General features: G+C 41.5%; 19 protein-coding genes. 17 read left to right on the top strand and 2 right to left on the bottom strand.

Annotation, left to right across the window (positions count from 1 at the left end):
- Position 1 precedes the first annotated feature (1 nt).
- Positions 2 to 1,204: a PDZ domain-containing protein gene (locus tag ACYVLS_RS04635; RefSeq protein ID WP_460321766.1), complete on the top strand. Its 1,203-nt coding sequence runs from the start codon at positions 2 to 4 to the stop codon at positions 1,202 to 1,204.
- A 237-nt stretch (positions 1,205 to 1,441) separates the two neighbouring features.
- On the opposite strand, the gene ACYVLS_RS04630 is transcribed toward ACYVLS_RS04635, so the two are convergent.
- Together ACYVLS_RS04630 and ACYVLS_RS04625 are read right to left on the bottom strand one after the other, a co-directional pair.
- Positions 1,442 to 2,425, bottom strand: coding sequence for a sodium-dependent bicarbonate transport family permease (locus ACYVLS_RS04630; protein WP_460321763.1), 984 nt, complete (start codon positions 2,423 to 2,425; stop codon positions 1,442 to 1,444).
- A 186-nt stretch (positions 2,426 to 2,611) separates the two neighbouring features.
- Positions 2,612 to 3,043 (bottom strand): Na-translocating system protein MpsC family protein, encoded by a 432-nt coding sequence (locus ACYVLS_RS04625; protein ID WP_460321761.1) that lies wholly within the window; start codon positions 3,041 to 3,043, stop codon positions 2,612 to 2,614.
- Between the two features lie 383 nt (positions 3,044 to 3,426).
- Between ACYVLS_RS04625 and ACYVLS_RS04620 the strand changes: the two genes are divergently transcribed.
- The 16 genes from ACYVLS_RS04620 (at position 3,427) to ACYVLS_RS04545 (ending at position 20,485) form a co-directional block, all read left to right on the top strand.
- Positions 3,427 to 3,729, top strand: a complete 303-nt coding sequence (locus tag ACYVLS_RS04620) for an ArsR/SmtB family transcription factor (protein WP_460321759.1) — start codon at positions 3,427 to 3,429, stop codon at positions 3,727 to 3,729.
- Positions 3,726 to 4,856, top strand: coding sequence for a cation diffusion facilitator family transporter (locus ACYVLS_RS04615; RefSeq protein WP_460321756.1), 1,131 nt, complete (start codon positions 3,726 to 3,728; stop codon positions 4,854 to 4,856). Before ACYVLS_RS04620 ends, ACYVLS_RS04615 begins: the two co-directional genes overlap by 4 nt.
- A 59-nt stretch (positions 4,857 to 4,915) precedes the next feature.
- Positions 4,916 to 5,581: an HD domain-containing protein gene (locus tag ACYVLS_RS04610; RefSeq protein ID WP_460321753.1), complete on the top strand. Its 666-nt coding sequence runs from the start codon at positions 4,916 to 4,918 to the stop codon at positions 5,579 to 5,581.
- A gap of 162 nt (positions 5,582 to 5,743) precedes the next feature.
- Positions 5,744 to 8,584: an excinuclease ABC subunit UvrA gene (gene uvrA, locus ACYVLS_RS04605; protein WP_460321751.1), complete on the top strand. Its 2,841-nt coding sequence runs from the start codon at positions 5,744 to 5,746 to the stop codon at positions 8,582 to 8,584.
- 133 nt (positions 8,585 to 8,717) lie between these two features.
- Positions 8,718 to 10,415: a daptomycin-sensing surface protein LiaX gene (liaX, locus tag ACYVLS_RS04600; protein WP_460321748.1), complete on the top strand. Its 1,698-nt coding sequence runs from the start codon at positions 8,718 to 8,720 to the stop codon at positions 10,413 to 10,415.
- 25 nt (positions 10,416 to 10,440) lie between these two features.
- Positions 10,441 to 10,743 carry a PspC domain-containing protein gene (locus ACYVLS_RS04595; RefSeq protein WP_460321745.1) on the top strand — a complete coding sequence of 101 codons (303 nt, stop codon included), beginning with the start codon at positions 10,441 to 10,443 and terminating at the stop codon, positions 10,741 to 10,743.
- Positions 10,744 to 10,746: 3 nt separating this feature from the next.
- Positions 10,747 to 11,079 (top strand): phage holin family protein, encoded by a 333-nt coding sequence (locus ACYVLS_RS04590; protein ID WP_460321742.1) that lies wholly within the window; start codon positions 10,747 to 10,749, stop codon positions 11,077 to 11,079.
- Positions 11,080 to 11,286: 207 nt separating this feature from the next.
- Positions 11,287 to 12,225, top strand: a complete 939-nt coding sequence (hprK, locus tag ACYVLS_RS04585) for an HPr(Ser) kinase/phosphatase (RefSeq protein ID WP_460321740.1) — start codon at positions 11,287 to 11,289, stop codon at positions 12,223 to 12,225.
- A gap of 14 nt (positions 12,226 to 12,239) precedes the next feature.
- Positions 12,240 to 13,112 carry a prolipoprotein diacylglyceryl transferase gene (gene lgt / locus ACYVLS_RS04580; RefSeq protein ID WP_460321738.1) on the top strand — a complete coding sequence of 291 codons (873 nt, stop codon included), beginning with the start codon at positions 12,240 to 12,242 and terminating at the stop codon, positions 13,110 to 13,112.
- 24 nt (positions 13,113 to 13,136) lie between these two features.
- Positions 13,137 to 14,138, top strand: coding sequence for an NAD(P)H-dependent glycerol-3-phosphate dehydrogenase (locus tag ACYVLS_RS04575; protein WP_460321735.1), 1,002 nt, complete (start codon positions 13,137 to 13,139; stop codon positions 14,136 to 14,138).
- A 46-nt stretch (positions 14,139 to 14,184) separates the two neighbouring features.
- Positions 14,185 to 15,123: a UTP--glucose-1-phosphate uridylyltransferase GalU gene (gene galU / locus ACYVLS_RS04570; RefSeq protein WP_460321732.1), complete on the top strand. Its 939-nt coding sequence runs from the start codon at positions 14,185 to 14,187 to the stop codon at positions 15,121 to 15,123.
- Between the two features lie 186 nt (positions 15,124 to 15,309).
- Positions 15,310 to 16,266, top strand: a complete 957-nt coding sequence (gene trxB, locus ACYVLS_RS04565; protein ID WP_460321730.1) for a thioredoxin-disulfide reductase — start codon at positions 15,310 to 15,312, stop codon at positions 16,264 to 16,266.
- Between the two features lie 210 nt (positions 16,267 to 16,476).
- Positions 16,477 to 18,204, top strand: coding sequence for a phospho-sugar mutase (locus ACYVLS_RS04560; RefSeq protein WP_460321727.1), 1,728 nt, complete (start codon positions 16,477 to 16,479; stop codon positions 18,202 to 18,204).
- Between the two features lie 23 nt (positions 18,205 to 18,227).
- A complete protein-coding gene (locus ACYVLS_RS04555) occupies positions 18,228 to 18,425 on the top strand; it encodes a YgaP family membrane protein (RefSeq protein WP_460321725.1) in 198 nt (65 codons plus the stop codon).
- 159 nt (positions 18,426 to 18,584) lie between these two features.
- On the top strand, positions 18,585 to 19,472 hold the full coding sequence (gene rapZ / locus ACYVLS_RS04550; protein WP_460321723.1) for an RNase adapter RapZ: 888 nt from the start codon (positions 18,585 to 18,587) through the stop codon (positions 19,470 to 19,472).
- Positions 19,469 to 20,485, top strand: coding sequence for a gluconeogenesis factor YvcK family protein (locus ACYVLS_RS04545; RefSeq protein WP_460321721.1), 1,017 nt, complete (start codon positions 19,469 to 19,471; stop codon positions 20,483 to 20,485). Before rapZ ends, ACYVLS_RS04545 begins: the two co-directional genes overlap by 4 nt.
- The last annotated feature ends 8 nt before the right edge of the window (positions 20,486 to 20,493 follow it).

The following is a 20,493-nucleotide window of genomic DNA, read 5'->3' as shown; positions in this document are numbered from 1 at the left end:
CATGACCATTATTCAAAATGCACTGCTTGCACTACTTTTATACATAATCCAGCCTACATTTATAATTGGTGTGCTGCTTTTAGTTCTATCTGTCAACAGACGCTTTGCTTATTCAAGACGTCAATTAAGAACGAGTATCTACAAAGAGCGCTATGAGTATAAACGATTTTTCTTATGGGGCCTTATACCTAGCCTTGTCTTGTCTCTTGTTTCAGTAGTTGCCGGTTTACCGGTCACGATTGACTGGTTAATTGCTTATCAGATTGTCACAGTACTATTGCTTGGATTCGGCTTTCGCTTTATCCATCCTATTTTTACATTTTCACTATCTGCCCTAGGTCTGCTCATTTTGGGACAGATCATTTCTTATGATGAACCTGTTTCGACAATTCTCACTAACTGGAATTCTCCTTTTACTGGAGATGAGATCATGTCTTTCCAGGGGGTGCGTCCCGTTTTTGTGCTGGCAGTGCTGGTATTATTGAGCACAATTCTGACCCTTCACTTAGGAAAAACTACTCAATTTACTCCTCGTTTTCTAAAAACAAAGAGAGGGAAGCTAGTAGCCCGTTACCGTATGACACCATTTTGGCTTCTGCCCCTTGTAGTGATTGTGCCGGGAGAAACATTTACACAATTATTTGAGTGGTGGCCTGTCTTTACAATCGGCAGTCAAAGTTATTCTTTTCTCTTTGTACCGGTCCTGATTGGCTTCAGGTATACGGTGCAGGCTCAAATGCCTACACAAGCAAAAAATACGATGCTGAAGGATTTTATCTACTTAGGCGCACTCAGTGTAGTGATGTTTGCTTTAACTTTCTGGCAAGTAGAATTTGCAGCAGCTGGCCTGGCTGTTTTGTTGGTCGGAGGGATTATTGTTCTTTACAGACACAGGCTCAGAGAAAGAAAATGGAATTTCCGATTCGGCCCAGCTGAAGAGGGCTTGCGCATAGTAGCGGTAAAACCAGAGAGTCCAGCTGAGAGAATGGGTCTGGAAATTGGGGATGTACTTCTTGAAGCCAATCAGATAAAATTATCATCGGTTGGAGATTTAACCGAATCCCTATTTATGAACCGAACGTACTGCAAATTAAAGATTAAGCGTATTGACGGTGAGCTGGTGATGACAGAAACGACTATTTATGAAGATGATGCACATGACTTAGGTCTTATTGTGCTTGAAGAGATAGAAGTTGTGAAATAACTACTAAAATGGTGCTGATTATTTTTGGAAAAGTACATTACCTGCTTATTAGCTACATGTTTAGCTAAAAGGGGAATGTGCTTTTTTTTATAGATTGAAGTACAGTTGCCTCAAACGAACAAAATAATGTAGGTATACTGATATTGGAAAAATGCTAAAATATTGGTGGTTCAGTAAAGTTGGGGGGTAAGATATAACCCCCTGTATATTTTTTTAAAGCTAATTAAAAAAAGAGTATTAAGAAACTATAAGGGCCATTTGATAATAAAGTGGTATGCCAAGAATGATATTAAAAGGGAAAATGATTCCTAACCCTACAGCCAGAGCAATGGAAGGGTTCGCTTCTGGGAAAGCATCTCTCATTACTACAGGTGCAGTAATGACGGAAGCACCACTGGCTAAGGCTGCAAAAAGTGTGGCCCCACCCGGACTTAAGTCAACAAAACCGGCTAATATGATGGCAATTGTAGCGTGAATGGGGGGCAAGATGAAAGCTAATAGAAAAGTAGCAGGTCTGATATGCTTTATTTCATGGAGTCTCGACCCGGTCAGCAATCCTATATCAAGCATGAAGATAGTAAACACTCCTTGAAAAATTTCATTGTAGAAAAACATAAGGCTCTCTGTGCCTTCAACACCGGACATTAGACCAATAAAAAATCCTCCAAATATCAATATGGTTGATTTTCCTGTTAAAGAATTATGTAATATATTCTTTAAAGTGTCTACATTTTCGTCTTGTTTTACTGGCTCTTTTTGCATCCCGCCTTGTCCAAGCACGATTGCAGTAATAATTGCAGCGGTGTCCATGAAAGGGTATAAAGAAGGTACAAAGGCCTCAAAATTTGCCCCAATTTGTTGCAGAAAAACCACTGTTGATGTGAGAGTCACGCTACTACCTGCTCCAAGATGACCAGCGATTGATCCAGCGTTAGCTGAATCAAATCCGGTTTTAGACATGATATAATAAACCAAAGAAGTGATTAAAATACCAATGAAGATTACAGTAAAGACATATTTTAGTATGCCCGCTAACCCCATTGTACTTACGGATACTCCGCCTCTTAATCCAATTGACAATAAAACATATAAGGTAACAGCCGAACCAATTGAGTCCGGTATTTCTAGATCCGATTTTTTACAGGATGCAAAAATGCCTAACATGAAAAATAATACCGCTGGAGATAGAATGTTGCTTAAAGCTATTTCTATTGAATTCAATTTAATGTCCTCCTATCAAATGTGTGGTGTAAAGTCTTTTGAAAACAAAAAAACCGACTAGTTTAAGAGGGAAGATACGACACATGTAATTAGTGTCGTATCTTCCTTCATAAAAATTAGTCGGTTTAACTTAAACTGTTCATTTAGTTTAATCCCAAATAAACTTTTTTAGTTCTCCCAGTGCTCTTATTTATTGACAATTTTTTCCAGGTCAGAGTCTAGCTTGAATACCATAACTCTTTCTCCGGTTCTGGTGCTAATATCGGTATGGAAAGAGACCACTTCTTTGCCTGTTTGTTCTTGTATAATTTGACCTAGCTTGTCTCTGCCTGTTTCAACTAAGTCAGCTCGTATTTTTTTTATTGATAATAACCCCTCTATTGTTTCCGAGAGCTTATATTCTGCTGGAGTCAGGATACCCTTTAAGACGACAATAACCATATCTCGGAGTATATCAGTTTTCACCATCACAGATCCTCTACCCAAAAAGTCTTTTTCCCATTGGGTTAAGGCCTTACTTATTTCGGCTTCCAGTTGGCCTTTATTAATGATTTTCGCCTCCTGACAAAGCTGTTCTGTATTTTCATGTAGATAATTAATTATTATCATAATGCTCATACATTAATCTTTTATAGTATTCTTGCAACCTTATAGTTCAAACACAAGATAAATGCTATATCAAACTTATTCATCTGTCAATCTATTTTTTCTTATAAAATTCAAAATTCATTCAGAGAAAGAACATATCTTTGTCTTTTCTTTTAGCTGATGCACTTGGTTTAGGACTGCTAGTTCTTGAAGAAATAGACGTAGTAAAGTAAATGAGCTAGTGATTTGCTTTATATAAAATGAAAAAGTACGACCCGCCAGATCAGCTGAAAAATGTTGCGGAGACGGGAGTGCTTTTTATTTTAAATTTATAATTAGCTATTGCTTTTCGCTAAACATATGGTAATATTCACATATGAATAGATATGAGTATGAAGTGAAAGGTGATAGCAATGAAACATAATGAATTATCTGTCCGGCAGGCTGCAGATCTTTTTAAAGCCATCAGTGATTCTGGACGTTTGGAAATAGTAACTGTTCTGGCTGAAAAGCCGATGAGTGTAACCTGCTTATCGGAAGCGTTAAAAAGAGAGCAGTCCAGCCTGTCCCATCAGCTGAAAGTTCTGAAACAGGCTAGAATAGTTGTTTCAAGAAAAGAAGGAAAGAAACGCATCTATTCACTTTCGGATAACCACATCCATTCTATAGTGAGTCAAGTCCTTTCCCATGTGAATGAAAAGGAGGACCCTGCATGAGTGACTATTTAATAAAAGGGATACACTGTTTTGACTGTGCAGATAGTCTCGAAAAGAAACTACAATCCAGCTATCCCGATGGCAAGGTAACAATTGACTACAAGCAGAGAAAGCTTTACATTGACGAGTCACTATCCAATTTACCTAAATTAAAGAAAATGCTCGAATTTGAGAAGCTTGTCGTAGTTGAAGAAGAAGCTGACTGGCAAAAAGCTGATGGTGAACCGAGAGAGCATCACCATCATCACGGTCTTTCCCAATCGCTTCTGGAGGGAGATACAACGAGAAAGATAGCACTGGTTTTCTATCTCAATCTCTTTTTTGCGCTCATAGAATTTATTTTTGGCTTCCTGTTTAACAGTATGGCTATAGTCAGTGATGCAGTTCATGATTTAGGCGATGCTTTTTCAGTCGGGGCTGCGGGTTATTTTCACAAATTATCCACTAAAGAAGCAAATGATCAGTACAGTTTTGGCCATCAGCGCTTTTCTCTTCTGGGGGCACTGCTGACGTCAGGTGTTCTGTTTGGCGGGGCTGGTTTGGTTATATTTCACTCCATCTTCCGTGTTCTGAATCCGGAACCTGTTAATTATCAGGGAATGTTCTTGTTGTCTTTGGCTGCAATAGCTGCGAATGGGTTTTCCGCATGGTTAATGAGCAAAGGGAAATCTAAAACCGAGAACCTCTTGAATCTCCATATGCTGGAAGATTTGCTGGGGTGGATTGGGGTCCTCATCGTCAGTGGGATTCTCCATTTTACGGACTGGTATGTACTGGATCCGCTCCTCTCTGTAGCTGTAGCCATCTTTATCCTAGTCAGAACATGGCCGTTATTTAAAGAAACAGTAGAAATATTTCTTGAAGCGACACCCCACTCGCTATCCAGGCAAGCGATTGAAGATGAAATCCGTTCATTGCCAGCCGTATCTAAGCTATCTCATCTGCATATATGGTCTATCGATGGAAATGAACATGCGCTGACAGTAACAGTGAGCACAGATTGTTCCGATGTACTGGAACAGGAGAAGCTTAAAGAAGCGATTCGCAGAAAACTCATTGATCATTCGATTACACATTCCACCATTGAAATTGTATACGATCCGGAGCACTTCCTTGAAAATAATTGAAACTCTCACGAATACTTGCTAGTATAAGGTAACTTTAGACATAAAAGGGGGAATTTAAAATGGGGATGCATGCCTATTTTAAAAGTTTAAGTGATTTGGAAAAGATTTATCGATGTCCGGGAAAGTTCAAGTATGAAGAGCATTCAGTGGCTGAGCATTCATTTAAAGTCACTAAAATAGCTCAATTCTTGGGCACAGTCGAAGAATTAAGTGGGAATGAAGTAAACTGGAAAGCCTTGTATGAAAAAGCACTGAACCATGACTATTCAGAGATATTTATTGGTGATATTAAAACACCCGTAAAATATGCGGATCCGGATTTAAGAGAACGATTGGCACACGTTGAAGAGACTATGACCCACCATTTTATAGAAGAAGAAATCCCAGAAAAATTTCGCTCTATTTATTATGACCGATTAAAGGAAGGTAAAGATGGGACGTTAGAAGGGAAAATTTTATCTGTGGCTGATAAAGTCGACTTACTTTATGAATCATTCGGGGAAATACAGAAAGGAAACCCTGAACGCCTTTTTACAGAAATCTATCAGGAATCACTGGATACGATTCTGGAATTCAAGGAACTGGCATCAGTACAATACTTTTTAACTGAAATCCTGCCTGATTTACTCAGCGGGGAGTTCACCAACCAGGAGGAACTTGAAAAACTATCGGAAAACATTCTGAAGCATCACAAAATAGAACAGACATTCGCCTTTGATGAATAGATGTGCTATAATTAAATATCAGTAAAAAGGAAAGGGCCCCGCTCTTTCCTTTTCATTTACCCTTTTTAAATGTGTTTAAGTCGAATAAATCAGCTAAAAAACGTACAATAAGAGTGACAAAGAAAGATACTCACAAGAAACTTTATAAAGGTAGGAATTCAAATGGCTAATGATAAGATTGAAGTAAGAGGAGCACGGTCGCATAATTTAAAGAACATCAATGTCACTATTCCCAGAGATAAACTGGTGGTCATGACTGGACTTTCAGGTTCCGGAAAAAGCTCTCTGGCATTCGATACGCTATATGCTGAAGGTCAACGTCGCTATGTTGAATCCTTGTCAGCTTATGCGAGACAGTTCCTTGGACAGATGGACAAGCCGGATGTGGATAGCATTGAAGGGCTCAGTCCGGCCATCTCTATCGATCAGAAAACAACGAGCAACAACCCAAGGTCCACGGTTGGTACAGTAACAGAAATTAACGATTACATGCGTCTGATGTATGCGAGGATTGGCAAACCCATCTGCCCTAACGATGGCACTGAAATTTCCAGCCAGTCGATTGAACAGATGGTGGACCGGGTGCTTGAATACCCTGAGCGCACACGCCTTCAAATACTGGCGCCCATAGTAAAAGAGAAAAAAGGTCAGCACAAAAAAGTTCTGGAAAAAATAAAAAGTGAAGGGTACGTTCGTTTAAGAGTCGATAATGAAATTATGGATATCGGGGACGAAATAGAACTGGATAAAAATAAAAAGCATTCCATTGAAGTGATCATTGACCGTATCGTTATTAAAGAGGGAATACGCTCGCGCCTGTTTGACTCGCTGGAATCGGCCTTGTCACTAGCGGAAGGTTATGTTCTAGTTGACGTTATAGGGGAAGAGGAAGTCTTGTTCAGCGAACATTATGCCTGTCCTAAATGCGGGTTCACGCTTCCTCCTCTGGAGCCGCGCCTGTTTTCATTTAACGCTCCTTTTGGTGCCTGTTCCGAATGTGACGGCTTAGGAACCAAGCTCGAAGTGGACATTGATTTGGTCATTCCCGACCGTTCTCTGTCTTTAGACGAGGGAGCGCTGCTGCCATGGCAGCCAATCAGTTCGAATTATTATCCTCAGATGCTCTCGCAGGCATGTGAAGCTTTCGATATCGATACGACAGTGCCATTCAAAAAGCTTCCTAAAAAGAAACAGGACATCATTTTAAACGGATCAAATGGCAAGAAGTTTCATTTTCATTATCAGAATGACTTCGGTAGCGTACGTGACACGATGATTCCTTTTGAAGGTGTCTTGAATAATATCTCCAGACGCTACCACGAAACGAACAGTGACTTTACTAGAAATCAGATGCAGCAGTATATGACTGAGCTGGAATGTCATGTCTGCCATGGCAAACGATTGAGCAGAGAAGCTTTGTCTGTAAAAGTTGAAGGCATGGACATTGGAGAAATCAGTTTTCTTTCGGTAGAAAAATCTTTTGCTTTTATTGATTCACTGCAGCTGTCTGAGAAAGATCAGACGATTGCTCAACCGATTAAAAAGGAAATCAAAGACCGACTCTCTTTTCTTAAAAACGTCGGTTTGGATTACCTGACACTCAGCAGAAAGGCAGGAACTTTATCAGGAGGGGAAGCGCAGCGTATTAGGCTGGCAACCCAAATAGGATCGAACCTCTCAGGAGTATTGTATATTCTGGATGAACCATCGATTGGTCTGCATCAGAGAGATAATAATCGCCTGATTGAATCGCTGAAGAAAATGAGAGACCTTGGCAATACCCTCATTGTAGTGGAACATGACGAGGATACGATGAAGGCGGCAGACTATATTATTGATATTGGCCCCGGTGCGGGAGAAGAAGGCGGAAATGTCGTCGCGCAAGGCACGCCAAAGGAAATATTAGACCACCCGACGTCCATAACCGGTGCTTACCTGTCCGGACGTAAGTCTATTCCTGTACCTGAACAGAGAAGAGAGGAAGATAAGGGTGAAATAGTCATAAAAGGTGCCCAGGAAAATAATCTGAAAAATGTGGATGTCAGCTTTCCGTTAGGCCGATTTATTTCAGTAACAGGCGTATCAGGTTCCGGAAAAAGTTCTCTCGTTAATCAGATTTTACGAAAAGCTTTAGCCAGAGAAGTGGGAAGATCAAAGGCACGACCAGGAAAGCACGCATCGATTAGCGGCTACGAACAGATAGAAAAAGTAATCGATATTGACCAAAGTCCGATAGGAAGAACGCCACGCAGTAACCCGGCGACGTATACTAGTGTGTTCGATGACATCAGGGATATATTTGCCAAAACAAACGAAGCAAAAATGCGCGGATATAAAAAAGGACGCTTCAGTTTTAATGTGAAAGGCGGTCGGTGTGAAGCCTGTAAGGGAGACGGGATTCTTAAAATAGAAATGCACTTTCTGCCGGATGTTTATGTTCCCTGTGAAGTCTGTAAGGGGACACGTTATAATTCAGAAACGCTTGAAATTAAATACAAAGGTAAAAACATTGCGGACGTACTAGCTATGACAATAGAAGAAGCAGTAGAATTCTTCTCGAATATTCCTAAAATTGAACGAAAACTTCAGACGATAATTGATGTCGGCTTAGGCTATGTCACCCTTGGACAGCCGGCAACGACTTTGTCCGGTGGGGAAGCGCAGCGTATGAAACTGGCCAGTGAACTTCATAAACGACAGAATGGGCACAATTTTTATATACTTGACGAGCCAACCACTGGCCTTCATGCAGATGATATTGCCCGTCTGCTCAAAGTACTGGATCGTCTGGTGGATGCTGGCAATACGGTACTGGTTATTGAACACAATCTGGATGTTATCAAAGTGGCGGATTATATTATCGATCTGGGTCCCGAAGGGGGAGCAGGAGGAGGCAGCATTATTGCGACAGGCACACCAGAAACAATTGCCGAAACAGAAGACAGTTATACCGGCTTTTTCTTGAAGCCGTTACTTGAAGCGACAAGTAAGGCATCAAGCTAAAATTAATTAAAATCAGTCTCAAGGCCTATGACAAAGTGCGGTCAGTCATTCATAATAGTTAGTAGATAGTAAGGTGCCGTCGATGAACGCAGGCAATGAATGTAGTGTGCAAACATGACAAGGAGGCTACAACATGAATGAAAGAGAACGTATTTTAGATTTAATGAAAAAAGGTGTCATATCAACTGAAGAAGGTCTGGACTTGCTGGAATCTATTGCGAATAAGGAAGACAGAAAGCAAAATGATGCAGAGTTCGACTCATCCTTTGAACAGGCCGATGAAGAAGTGAAGGACGAACAGGCTAGAGAAAGAACGGCTGAACAGAAAGAAGCCGAAGAAGAACTGGCTCAGCTGGTTGCTGAGATTAATCAGTACTCAGTCGAACTGGATGAAATCGGTGAAGAACTGGAACAGAAAACCAGCCAGCTGAATGATAAAAAAGAAGAATTGAATCATGTTCAAGGACGGTCTCGTCAGGCTTTGGATTACGAAAAACAGAAAATTATCGAAAGAATCAAAGCCATTCAAACAGAACTTCAGCTGATTAAGCAATTGGACGATGTAGACACAACCGATGAAATAGTGAAATTGAGAGAAGAAATAAACGCTCTCGATAAACAGCTGCTTACTCTTGATAGAAAAGAACTGGACGTGGATCCGGAAGAAGAAACGGAGCTGCAAGCAGAAGTCGAGAATCTCGAGAGAGATGTGAAACGCTTATCCGATAAAAAAATCGAATTGTCCAAACAGTTGAACCGTTCGAAGATGAGACAATGGACCTTAAAAGCGAAACAAGCGACAACTCAATTCGAACTGCCGGAAAATTGGAAGAAAGATGCTGAAGAAGAGTTGACGAAGGCTGGTCACAAACTTGAGGCTGCTGGAAAAGAATGGTCCAAGCGACTTAAAAAGACTCTCGACGAAGCTTCCGAAAGTGACGTTACTCAGACAGTCAAGTCCAACCTGGAAAGTGCGTTAGGCCATTTTGACTGGAAGGAGCTCAACCTTAAACTGCCGGTTCTCAGTTCCAAAGAGTTCAAAAGAGAGTGGCGTTTTGAAGACTCAACTGCGAGCATTCTGGATTTCAAACTCGCCAGCGGGAAAATCACGCTGAAAAAAGGCGGAGATGACACGGTTGTCATTAAAGCCAATGGGAAATTATATGGTAAAATGGACGAAGACACACCTGAAGAATCTTTCGATGCAAGAAGCACCGTAACTATTGACGAAGACAAGTTGACCTGTCATATTCCTAACAAGCGAATCCACGCTGAACTGGAAGTCATTTTGCCGGAGCGAACCTATGACTACATTTCACTGACCTTGCTGAATGGGAAAGTAGCAGTGTCTGACTGTAAAGCTAAGGATGTCTTTGTTAAATCAACTAACGGCGCTCTGTCGTTTGAGAAGCTGGATGCAACAATGCTTGAAGCAAAAGGGTCAAATGGTGCAATCAGCGTTGAAGAGTCAACCCTTAAAGATTTGCTGGCAAGTTCGGTTAATGGCACGGTATCATTCAATGGTAGTGTGGAGAGTGCGAATGTATCAACGACAAACGGTGATATCAAATTGACACTGAAAAACGACAAAGTCATTCGTATCAATGCCAACACAGTGAACGGAAATGTTAAACTGGCGTTACCGAAAGATAAGGCCTTGGAAGGTAAAGCTAAAACAACATTCGGTAAAGTGAAGAGTCGCTTGTCCGGCATAGAGCCCATTGAATCAGAAGAACAGATTTCTCAAATTAAGCGTGTTACTGGAGAGGAACCCCTGGATTTCTTTACAGGAACGACTACGGGAAATATATTGTTAAAAGATGTAGAATAAATATAGATGAAAAGAGGAGTGCATTATGAAAAAACTGGCAAAATCCAAAGATAATGCAGTAATATTCGGAGTATTGGGTGGGTTAGGAGATTACTTTAACATAGACCCGGTTTTGCTCAGAGTCGTAGTGGTTGTGGCAACCTTTATTGGTGTGGGATCTACTGTCCCCATTTACCTGCTTCTGGCATTAGTTATGCCAGACGGAGAGAGTAAGCCCTCCGACCCTTCTGAACGGACAAAAAAATCGTCTCCTTTCGGTAGTGTATCAGATAAACCGAAAAGAAAAGAGGCGGAAAAAATAGAAGAGGAAGACTGGAGTGACTTTTAATCTATGAAATGGTGGCAGAGAATTTTAGCCAATACTATAATATTCCTTGCTTTAGCGGGGTTCTTAGAGGGATTTACAATCTCAACCTGGGCAACGGCTTTGATAGCTGCTGTTGTATTCGGTGTCCTGAACATTATTGTTAAGCCTATTTTAGTATTTTTATCCTTACCCATAACGCTTATGACATTAGGTTTGTTCTATTTTATCATCAATGGACTGATGCTGTGGTTGACTGCAGCGCTTGTCAGCGGATTTGACTTCAGCTCTTTTGGCTTAGCATTAGTCGTGGCTCTGATTGTGTCCGCGTTAAATGCGTTCTTCAACAGTAATCCATAATGACAGCTTAAAAGGTGCACGCATTTGCGTGCACCTTTTTAATTTAAAGAAAAACGAAACTTTCGAGCACTTAAAAAAATTTATATATCTGCTTCATATTAAGTAACAGGCAGTCTTTCTTGTGAACTGCTTCGTTTCATCTATAATGGAAGAGGTAAATGTGATATGATTAAAACGAGTCTGAATAAAAATTAAAGGAGATTTCTAATGACTGCTTCAGTAAAAATAGAAGAGTTAGTAAATGCAATGGACGATATAACAGTAGTCCTTGGAGAAGACCATCTTGATAGAGAAATCAAGATAAGCGATTTGTCCCGTCCAGCTTTAGAGCTGACAGGGTATTTCAGTTTCTATCCGCAAGACCGTATCCAACTGCTTGGTAAAACTGAATTATCGTTTGCTGATAAAATGACCAGTGACGAGCGTTATATAGTAATGAAACGGATGTGTCAGGCAGATACACCGGCCTTTCTGGTGTCACGTAGCCAGGAACCGCCAAAAGAGTTGCTGAAAGCTGCTGAAGAAAAAGGTATTCCTGTGCTTGTCTCACAGCGTTCTACTACCCGTCTGTCTTCCAATGTGACAAACTTTCTTGAGGAGCGTCTAGCTGAAAGAATGTCTCAGCATGGTGTCCTTGTCGATATTTATGGCATGGGTGTGTTGATTATAGGCGATTCTGGAATAGGAAAATCAGAAACCGCTCTGGAGCTTATTCAGCGTGGCCACCGCCTTGTTGCTGATGACAGAGTGGAACTTTACATGATGGATGAAAGAAGGATTATTGGAGAGCCCCCAGAAATCCTGCGTCACCTGATAGAAATTAGAGGTCTAGGTGTGATTGATGTAGTCAACTTATTTGGTGTCGGCTCCATCCGTACTAAGAAAACAGTTGACCTGGTTATTAATCTTGAACATTGGGATAAAAATCGCCAATATGATCGCCTTGGCTATAATCTGGACAAGATGCGTTTCTTCAATGTGGAGATTCCCAAATTGTCCATACCGGTTAAAGTCGGACGTAATCTGTCCATTATTATTGAGATTGCAACAATGAATATACGCGCAAAAGATATGGGTTATGATGCGACGCAAACCTTTGAGAATAATTTAAGCAAACTCATCAATGACAATTCTCAAAATAATTAATTGGAGGAACAGTAATGAACGCAGCACTAGGAAGTATTGACCCGATAGCATTTAGACTGGGCCCAATTGAAGTGGCCTGGTATGGACTGATTATAGTCGTCGGAATGTTTGTCGCGGTATGGTTAAGTATGAAAGAGGCAAATAAACGTGGTATTGGTGAAGACTTTATTATTGATTTGGCATTCTGGATTATTCCGGCTGGGATTATTGGTGCACGGCTGTATTATGTTCTGTTTAAGCTCCCGACTTACCTGGCTGATCCGATTCGGATATTTTATTTCTGGGAAGGCGGCCTGGCTATCTACGGTGGTCTGATACTCGGGTTTATTACATTGTATATGTACAGTGAAAAAAGAAATGTACCTGTCTGGCTGCTGGTGGATGTTTTAGCCCCACACGTCATGATAGCTCAGGCAATTGGAAGGTGGGGAAACTTCATTAATCAGGAAGCCCACGGAACAGAAGTGACACGTGAGTTCCTTGAAGGGCTGCGATTGCCTGAATTCATCGTAAATCATATGAATATTGATGGAACGTATTATCATCCTACATTTTTATACGAGTCAGTCTGGAATGTTATTGGATTCACTATACTAATGATTGTGCGTGCACAGACGAAAGTCTTGAGAAGAGGAGAAGCCTTCTTGGGGTACTTGGTCTGGTACGGATTGGGCCGCTTCTTTATTGAGGGACTGCGGACTGACAGCCTGTACTTGGGAGGATTCAGAGTTTCCCAGCTGCTGTCGCTCGTATTGTTCGTCGGCGCTATCGGCTTAATCTTATACAGAAGATTCTACGAGTTCCCTAAACCACCTTATTACACTGAGGGAACGAAGCCTGAAAAAGAATTTGAAGACAAAAGAAAGAAATATGAAAAGAAAAAATAAAGGGAAGTAAAAGGAGAGGGAAAAGTGAATAAAAAAATAGCTGTATTGGGTGCAGGATCATGGGGAAGTGCTTTAGCCAATGTCCTGTTTGAGAATGGTCATGCCGTCACTCTCTGGACAAGAGATAATAAGCAGTGTGATGAAATTAATAACAGCCATACTAATAAACACTATTTACCCGACTTTGCTTTTCCTGAAAATATAAGGGCGACGACGCAGCTTGAAGAAGCGCTTGAAGAAGCTGAGGCAGTTGTGTTTGTCATCCCTACTAAGGCTATTCGAGAAGTTTCCAGACAGGTCAGTTCGGCTCTCAGCCATTCCATCACGGTCATTCATGCTTCTAAAGGTTTGGAAGAGAACAGTTACAAACGAATTTCTACAATCCTTTCGGAAGAGTTGCCTTCAGAGTATGTAAAGGGTATTGTCGCTTTGTCCGGTCCGAGTCATGCTGAGGAAGTGGTCAAAAGAGACTTGACTACCATTACGGCAGCATCTGAAAACGCAGAGGCAGCTAAACTCACCCAGAATTTATTCATTAATGATTATTTTAGAGTCTACACGAATACAGACATTATAGGTGTTGAAATCGGTGCGGCGCTAAAAAATATTATTGCACTGGGTGCCGGCGTGATATCCGGCCTGGGTTATGGGGACAATGCCAAAGCGGGACTGGTCACTAGAGGGCTGGCTGAAATCAGCCGATTGGGCATTGAACTGGGTGCCGATCCGTTGACATTCATGGGACTGAGTGGAGTGGGAGATCTTATCGTTACGTGTACCAGTTCCCATTCCAGAAACTGGAGAGCAGGCTATCAGCTTGGAAAAGATAAAGACGTCGATACGATTCTTAACGAGATGGGAATGGTGGTTGAAGGCATCTCGACAACCAAGGCGGCTTATGAGCTGGCCAAACTCCACGGTATTGACATGCCCATAACCGAAGCAATCTACAATGTGGTTTACAACCATTTAAATGTTAAAGATGTTATACTTAATTTAATGCAGCGAGAAGGCAAGTCGGAATAGATTAACTACCTGACGGGCTTAAAAACTATAAAAGGAGTTGTGAACTGTGCAGAAAGTAAGAAAAGCAATTATCCCAGCCGCAGGATATGGAACAAGATTCCTGCCGGCTACAAAGGCTATGCCAAAAGAAATGATTCCCATTGTGGATAAACCGACCATTCAATTCATAGTAGAAGAAGCGATTGCTTCCGGGATTGAAGATATTCTAATTATAACCGGTAAGTTGAAGCGGCCGATTGAAGATCATTTTGATTCAAATCCGGAACTGGAAGAGAACCTGCGCGCAAAAGGCAAACACGACCTTCTGGAACTGGTTGAAGAAACGACCGGTCTGAATCTTTATTTCGCAAGACAGGCCTATCCTTTAGGATTGGGTCATGCTGTTCTTCAGGCAAAGGCCTTTGTTGGAAATGAGCCCTTTGTCATTATGCTGGGTGATGATGTCATGGTTGATGAAGAACCGTTGACTAAACAGCTTATAAACAGCTACGAGAAGACGCACGCGTCAAATATTGCCGTTATGAAAGTGCCTCATGAAGAAACATCCAGTTATGGAATAATTGATCCGGAGGCAGAAGCTGGAGAAGGCTTATACAACGTACGTAAATTTGTAGAAAAACCCGAACCGGAAGATGCCCCGAGTGATTTGGCAATTATCGGACGTTACCTTTTAACCCCGGAGATTTTCGATATTCTGGAGCACCTGGAACCAGGAAAAGGCGGAGAAATTCAGCTGACCGATGCGATAGATATTTTAAATAAAACACAGCGGGTGTTTGCCAAGGAATTTAAAGGTGAACGCTATGATGTGGGAGATAAATTCGGCTTTCTCAAAACGACGATACAGTACGGCCTGAAACATCCGCAGGTTAAGGATGATTTACGCGATTACATCCTCGGCCTGTCAAAAGAACTTGAGAATGGTAAAGTGGAGAACAAACTGCACCCTGAAGAGCATGTACTAGAAGACGCTAAAGAATATTAAACTATTTTAAAATGAGCCAGCTTCTTTTATAATGAACAGTGTCTGTCTGTTTGTTGTGAAAGAAGCTTTTACTCTTGACATATCATCTCAGTTTAGTATACTGATAAAGGATTAAACAAAACTTACAAAAAGTAAGTACATGAAGCGAGTAATCAAATCAGTATCTAATGTAGGAGGAATACACTAATGAGTGAAGAAAAAATTGTTTATGATGTAGTAGTAATTGGTGCAGGTCCAGGAGGCTTGACGGCAGCTTTATATGCGTCCCGCTCAAATCTGTCTACACTGATTCTTGAAAAAGGACTGCCGGGTGGTCAGATGAACAATACGGCTGAAATTGAAAACTATTCTGGTTTTAAAACAATTATGGGTCCGGATTTATCCATGAAAATGTACGAAGGGGCCAAGCAGTTCGGTGCTGAACATGTTTATGGTGACGTTAAGGATATCATTGACCACGGGCACGAAAAAGAAATTGTCGTATCAGATAAATCTTATTTTGCAAAGTCTGTCATTATCAGTACTGGAGCAGAACATAAGAAGTTAGGCGTTAAAGGTGAAGCGGAACTGAATGGTCGCGGTGTCTCTTACTGTGCAGTTTGTGATGGAGCGTTCTTCAAGAACAAACACGTCGTGGTAGTAGGTGGAGGAGACTCTGCTGTGGAAGAAGGCACGTATCTGACTCAGTTTGCAAGCAAAGTAACGATTGTTCACCGCCGTGATGAGCTGCGTGCTCAAAAAATTCTTCAAGATCGTGCATTTAAAAATGAAAAAGTTGATTTTGTCTGGGATTCTGTTGTAGAAGAAATCAATGGCGATCAAATGGTTTCCGGTGTTCAGATAAAGAATGTGAAAACGGGTGATGTATCTACCCTTGAGGCGGATGGCGTATTTATCTACATTGGTCTGCTGCCTAATTCTGAAAGCTTCAGTGGACTTCCGATTACGAACGAAGAAGGCTGGATAGAAACAGATGCGCAAATGATGACCGCTGTACCGGGAATATTCGCTGTCGGAGATGTGAGAGACACCGTACTAAGACAAGTAGCGACTGCTGTCGGTGATGGTTCAGTTGCAGGTAATGCAGCCTATCAGTATGTGGAAGAACTGAAGGAAAAGATGGAGAAGCAGGAAGTAAAATAATTTGCTGGAAGTCTAACTAAAAGATACAAACTGCACAGGAGTTATACAATGAGTATAATTCTTGTGCAGTTTTTTATTTAATAGAGCTTTCCTTCAGTTCAATACTGATATCACGTGTATACTTTTTTCATGCAAGAGATAGCTAAAAATGGTACAATGTACAAAGAAACAGTAAGCGCTCTATACATAATGCAGAAAAGAGGGAAAATGATGAATTGGAAAGAAAACTATGAAACATGGCTGAAGAATGAAAACCTGGACACAGAACTGAAGAAGGAACTGGAAGGCTATCAATCGGACGAAGCCGTTCTTGAAGATGCATTTTATACTTCACTTGAGTTTGGAACAGCAGGAATGCGTGGAATTATTGGAGCTGGAACGAATCGTATGAACGCGTATACTGTCCGCCAGGCAACGGAAGGGCTAGCCTTATTCCTGGAAAGCAAGGGCAGTGAGTTTGCTAAAAAGGGCGTAGCTATTGCATATGATTCACGCCACAAGTCTCCGGAGTTTGCAGTCGAGGCTGCAAAAACCTTAGCTGCACATGGAATAAAAGCATATGTCTTTGAAGAGCTGCGGGCAACACCAGAACTTTCTTTTGCAGTCAGACATTTCAAAGCTGCTGCAGGTATTATGATTACCGCGAGCCATAATCCGCCTGAATACAATGGGTATAAAGTCTATGGTGATGACGGAGCGCAACTGCCCCCTGCAGAGGCAGACGAACTGACGAGTTACGTGAGAAGTGTCACTGATTTATTATCCATCAAGACAGTGTCTGAAGATACAGCGAAAGAAAAAGGCCTGCTTAAAATTGTCGGTCGAGATGTTGACCGCGTCTATCTTGACTACTTAAGAACGGTAACGATAGATCAGGACTTAATTGATCGTCAAGGAAGAAATCTGAAAATTATTTTTACGCCTCTTCACGGAACAGGAAAAATGATCGGCATGAAAGCATTAAAGCAAGCTGGCTTTAAAAAAGTTTCTCTTGTGGAAGAACAGGCAGAAGCCGATCCCGACTTTTCAACTGTAAAATCTCCTAACCCGGAAGACCCTAAAGCCTTCGAAATGGCTATGAAACAGGCTGAAAAAGAAGATGCGGATATTTTAATTGCAACTGACCCGGATGCTGACCGACTGGGAATGGCAGTGAAGACTACTGCAGGTCACTATGAAGTGCTGTCCGGCAACCAGATTGCCAGTCTTATGGTGGACTACATCCTTAATGCCCATACTAAGCTGGGGACTTTACCTCAAGGCGGCATCATCATTAAGTCAATTGTATCGAGTGAACTGCCGGCAGTCATAGCGGATAAGTATGGAGTACAGTCATTAGATGTACTTACTGGATTCAAGTTTATCGCACAGAAAATAAAAGAATTTGAAGAAACACACGAGCATACATTCATGTTTGGTTTCGAGGAAAGTTACGGCTATCTGGTTCAGCCTTTCGTCAGAGATAAAGATGCGATTCAGGCACTTTTGCTGGTTGCTGAGATGGCAGCGTTCCATAAAGAACAGGAAAACAGCTGCTTCGATGCCTTGCATGACTTATACCACCAGTACGGCCATTACAGAGAAAAAACCATTTCCATTACTATGGAAGGCAAGGAAGGTACAGAAAAAATCCAGTCACTCATGGAGGCACTTAGAAAGGAGTCGCCTAAGGAGTTTGGAGGCATCAAGGTCTGTAAGGCAGAAGACTTCAAAGAGCAGACTAGAACAACGAAATCAGGCCAAGAAACCATTGATTTACCTAAAGCAAATGTGCTGAAGTATACTCTGGCTGATTCGAGTTGGATCGCAGCGCGTCCTTCAGGCACTGAGCCTAAAATTAAATTTTATATGTCTGCACAGGATGACTCCGGTGTTGTGGTAGAAGAAAAACTGGAAGCCTTTGAAGCGGATATTCAGAAAATTATAGACAACCACTAAAAAATAAGCAGGAGAGTATCGGTATGGAAAAAAATATAGGCAAGACGGATAAATGGATTCGAATAAGCATGGCAGGGTTTCTTTTTCCACTACTGTTCATCACAAAGGGACCAGCAAGGTGGATGGGGATACTGTCAATTCCATTATTGGGAACTGCTCTTGCGAACAGGTGCGGCTTATATACTATACTCGGAAAGAGTACCTGCAAGATAGAAAACTGACAATCAAAAGCTGTACGGCATGTGCTGTACAGCTTTTTTATTATGAACAGCATATGACGCTTTCAAAGTTAAGTATACATGACACGCCAGGGATGTTATAATTAAGGGAAGTCAATAGATGATTCTGAACACGCGATTGACACTTAAGGAGTGGAGACAATGAACGAGACATTAGAATTGGTTATTATCACTGGAATGAGTGGCGCCGGGAAAACCGTAGCCATGCAGAGTTTTGAAGACATGGGGTACTACTGTATTGATAATATGCCACCGAATCTCCTCCCTACATTTTGGAAATTAGTGAGAGAATCAGGACAGTTCAGTAAAATTGCACTGGTTATGGACTTGCGTATGAAGGATTTCTTTGAAGAAATTAATTCAGCTATTACCACTATGGATAACACGCCTCACATCACTACACGCATCGTTTTTCTGGATGCGACAAATGAAGAGCTTGTGACGCGGTACAAAGAAAGCAGACGCGCACACCCGCTGGCTAAAAACGAGCGAACAATTGAAGGAATAAAAAAGGAACGTGAACTGCTACAGACCATTAGAAGAAAAGCCCAGCTGGTTATTGACACGTCAGACTTGACGCCTAGACAGTTAAGAGAAAGACTAATCACGAAGTTTAAAACAAAAGAAAAAGAAATGTTCAGAGTGGAGATGGTATCCTTTGGTTTCAAGTACGGTATTCCAATCGATGCAGACATTGTTATGGATGTCAGGTTTCTGCCAAATCCCCACTATATCCCAGAACTGAGACCACAAACTGGTCTGGATGAAGAGGTATACGAATACGTCATGCATCAGACGGAAACAGAACAGTTCTACAAGAAGTTTACGGATCTTCTGGACATTACTCTTCCCGGATACAAAAAGGAAGGAAAAAGCAATCTCACGATAGCAGTAGGCTGTACCGGAGGGAAACACCGGTCTGTTGCATTGGTTGAGCGTATTGCAAAGAAAATTAAAGCGGATGGTTATCCGGTCAATATATCTCATCGAGATAAAGATAAAGTAAAGGAGTCCGTTGTGCGATCATGAAGCAGATAGTAACGAATAAAAGAAAACCGAAAATTGTCGTTATCGGCGGCGGAACAGGTTTGCCTGTTATTTTAAAAAGCCTAAAAGAAAAAGATGCCGACGTCACAGCCATTGTTACAGTGGCTGATGATGGCGGCAGTAGTGGAGAACTGAGAAAAAGCTTTAATGCAGTGCCGCCAGGCGATTTGAGAAATGTCCTGATTGCCTTGTCGGATATCCCCGAACTGCAGAAAGAAATTTTTCAGTACCGTTTCAAGACATGCGAATCATCACTTTCAGGTCATACAATCGGCAATCTGATTATTCAGGCCACTGCAGACATGAGAGGAAGTATATATGATGCCATTCAGCTTCTGGCGACTATGATGCATGTCAAAGGCCATGTGTATCCGTCGGCGGAAGAGCCACTTGTTCTCCATGCCCGTTATATGGATGGAACAACACAGTCAGGGGAATCACGCATACCGAAGAGCGGTAAGATGATTGACTATGTTGCCGTTTCCTGTGTGGAAGGTCGTAAGCCTGTTCACGCCAGTCGAAAAGTCATCTCTTCCATTATGGATGCAGACATGGTCGTGCTTGGCCCTGGTAGTTTATTTACGAGTATCCTTCCGAATATAATGATTCCGGATATAGGGAAGGCATTGTTAGAGACAGAAGCTAAAGTGGTTTATATTTCAAATATCATGACTCAATTGGGTGAAACTGAAGGGTTTACCGATGCTGATCACGTTCGTGTCTTGCATAAGCACTTGGGTGGCAAATTTATTGATATTGCTCTAACAAATAACGGCCATGTTCCTTCCGATTATATTTCGCCGGAAGATAACAATGAATACTTACTGCAGGTGGATCATGATTTCAAAGGACTCCAAGAAGAAGTCCCATTAATCATCTCTGATGATTTTTTAAAGCTTTCTCCGCGTGGCGTCTATCATGATGGCGAGAAAGCAGCAGAAGAAATCTTTAGAACAGCGTTCAACAGTCAGCGTAAGATAAATAATTATTTGTAAACGATAAG

This window comes from Alkalibacterium psychrotolerans (assembly GCF_054784355.1).
This window is presented reverse-complemented; position numbering and strand designations above follow the sequence as displayed.

Coding starts and splice junctions, on each gene's coding strand:
- ACYVLS_RS04635 (WP_460321766.1), top strand. CDS start 2: ATGACCATTATTCAAAATGCACTGCTTGCACTACTTTTATACATAATC.
- ACYVLS_RS04625 (WP_460321761.1), bottom strand. CDS start 3,043: ATGAGCATTATGATAATAATTAATTATCTACATGAAAATACAGAACAG.
- ACYVLS_RS04620 (WP_460321759.1), top strand. CDS start 3,427: ATGAAACATAATGAATTATCTGTCCGGCAGGCTGCAGATCTTTTTAAA.
- ACYVLS_RS04615 (WP_460321756.1), top strand. CDS start 3,726: ATGAGTGACTATTTAATAAAAGGGATACACTGTTTTGACTGTGCAGAT.
- ACYVLS_RS04610 (WP_460321753.1), top strand. CDS start 4,916: ATGGGGATGCATGCCTATTTTAAAAGTTTAAGTGATTTGGAAAAGATT.
- uvrA (WP_460321751.1), top strand. CDS start 5,744: ATGGCTAATGATAAGATTGAAGTAAGAGGAGCACGGTCGCATAATTTA.
- liaX (WP_460321748.1), top strand. CDS start 8,718: ATGAATGAAAGAGAACGTATTTTAGATTTAATGAAAAAAGGTGTCATA.
- ACYVLS_RS04595 (WP_460321745.1), top strand. CDS start 10,441: ATGAAAAAACTGGCAAAATCCAAAGATAATGCAGTAATATTCGGAGTA.
- ACYVLS_RS04590 (WP_460321742.1), top strand. CDS start 10,747: ATGAAATGGTGGCAGAGAATTTTAGCCAATACTATAATATTCCTTGCT.
- hprK (WP_460321740.1), top strand. CDS start 11,287: ATGACTGCTTCAGTAAAAATAGAAGAGTTAGTAAATGCAATGGACGAT.
- lgt (WP_460321738.1), top strand. CDS start 12,240: ATGAACGCAGCACTAGGAAGTATTGACCCGATAGCATTTAGACTGGGC.
- trxB (WP_460321730.1), top strand. CDS start 15,310: ATGAGTGAAGAAAAAATTGTTTATGATGTAGTAGTAATTGGTGCAGGT.
- ACYVLS_RS04560 (WP_460321727.1), top strand. CDS start 16,477: ATGAATTGGAAAGAAAACTATGAAACATGGCTGAAGAATGAAAACCTG.
- ACYVLS_RS04555 (WP_460321725.1), top strand. CDS start 18,228: ATGGAAAAAAATATAGGCAAGACGGATAAATGGATTCGAATAAGCATG.
- rapZ (WP_460321723.1), top strand. CDS start 18,585: ATGAACGAGACATTAGAATTGGTTATTATCACTGGAATGAGTGGCGCC.
- ACYVLS_RS04545 (WP_460321721.1), top strand. CDS start 19,469: ATGAAGCAGATAGTAACGAATAAAAGAAAACCGAAAATTGTCGTTATC.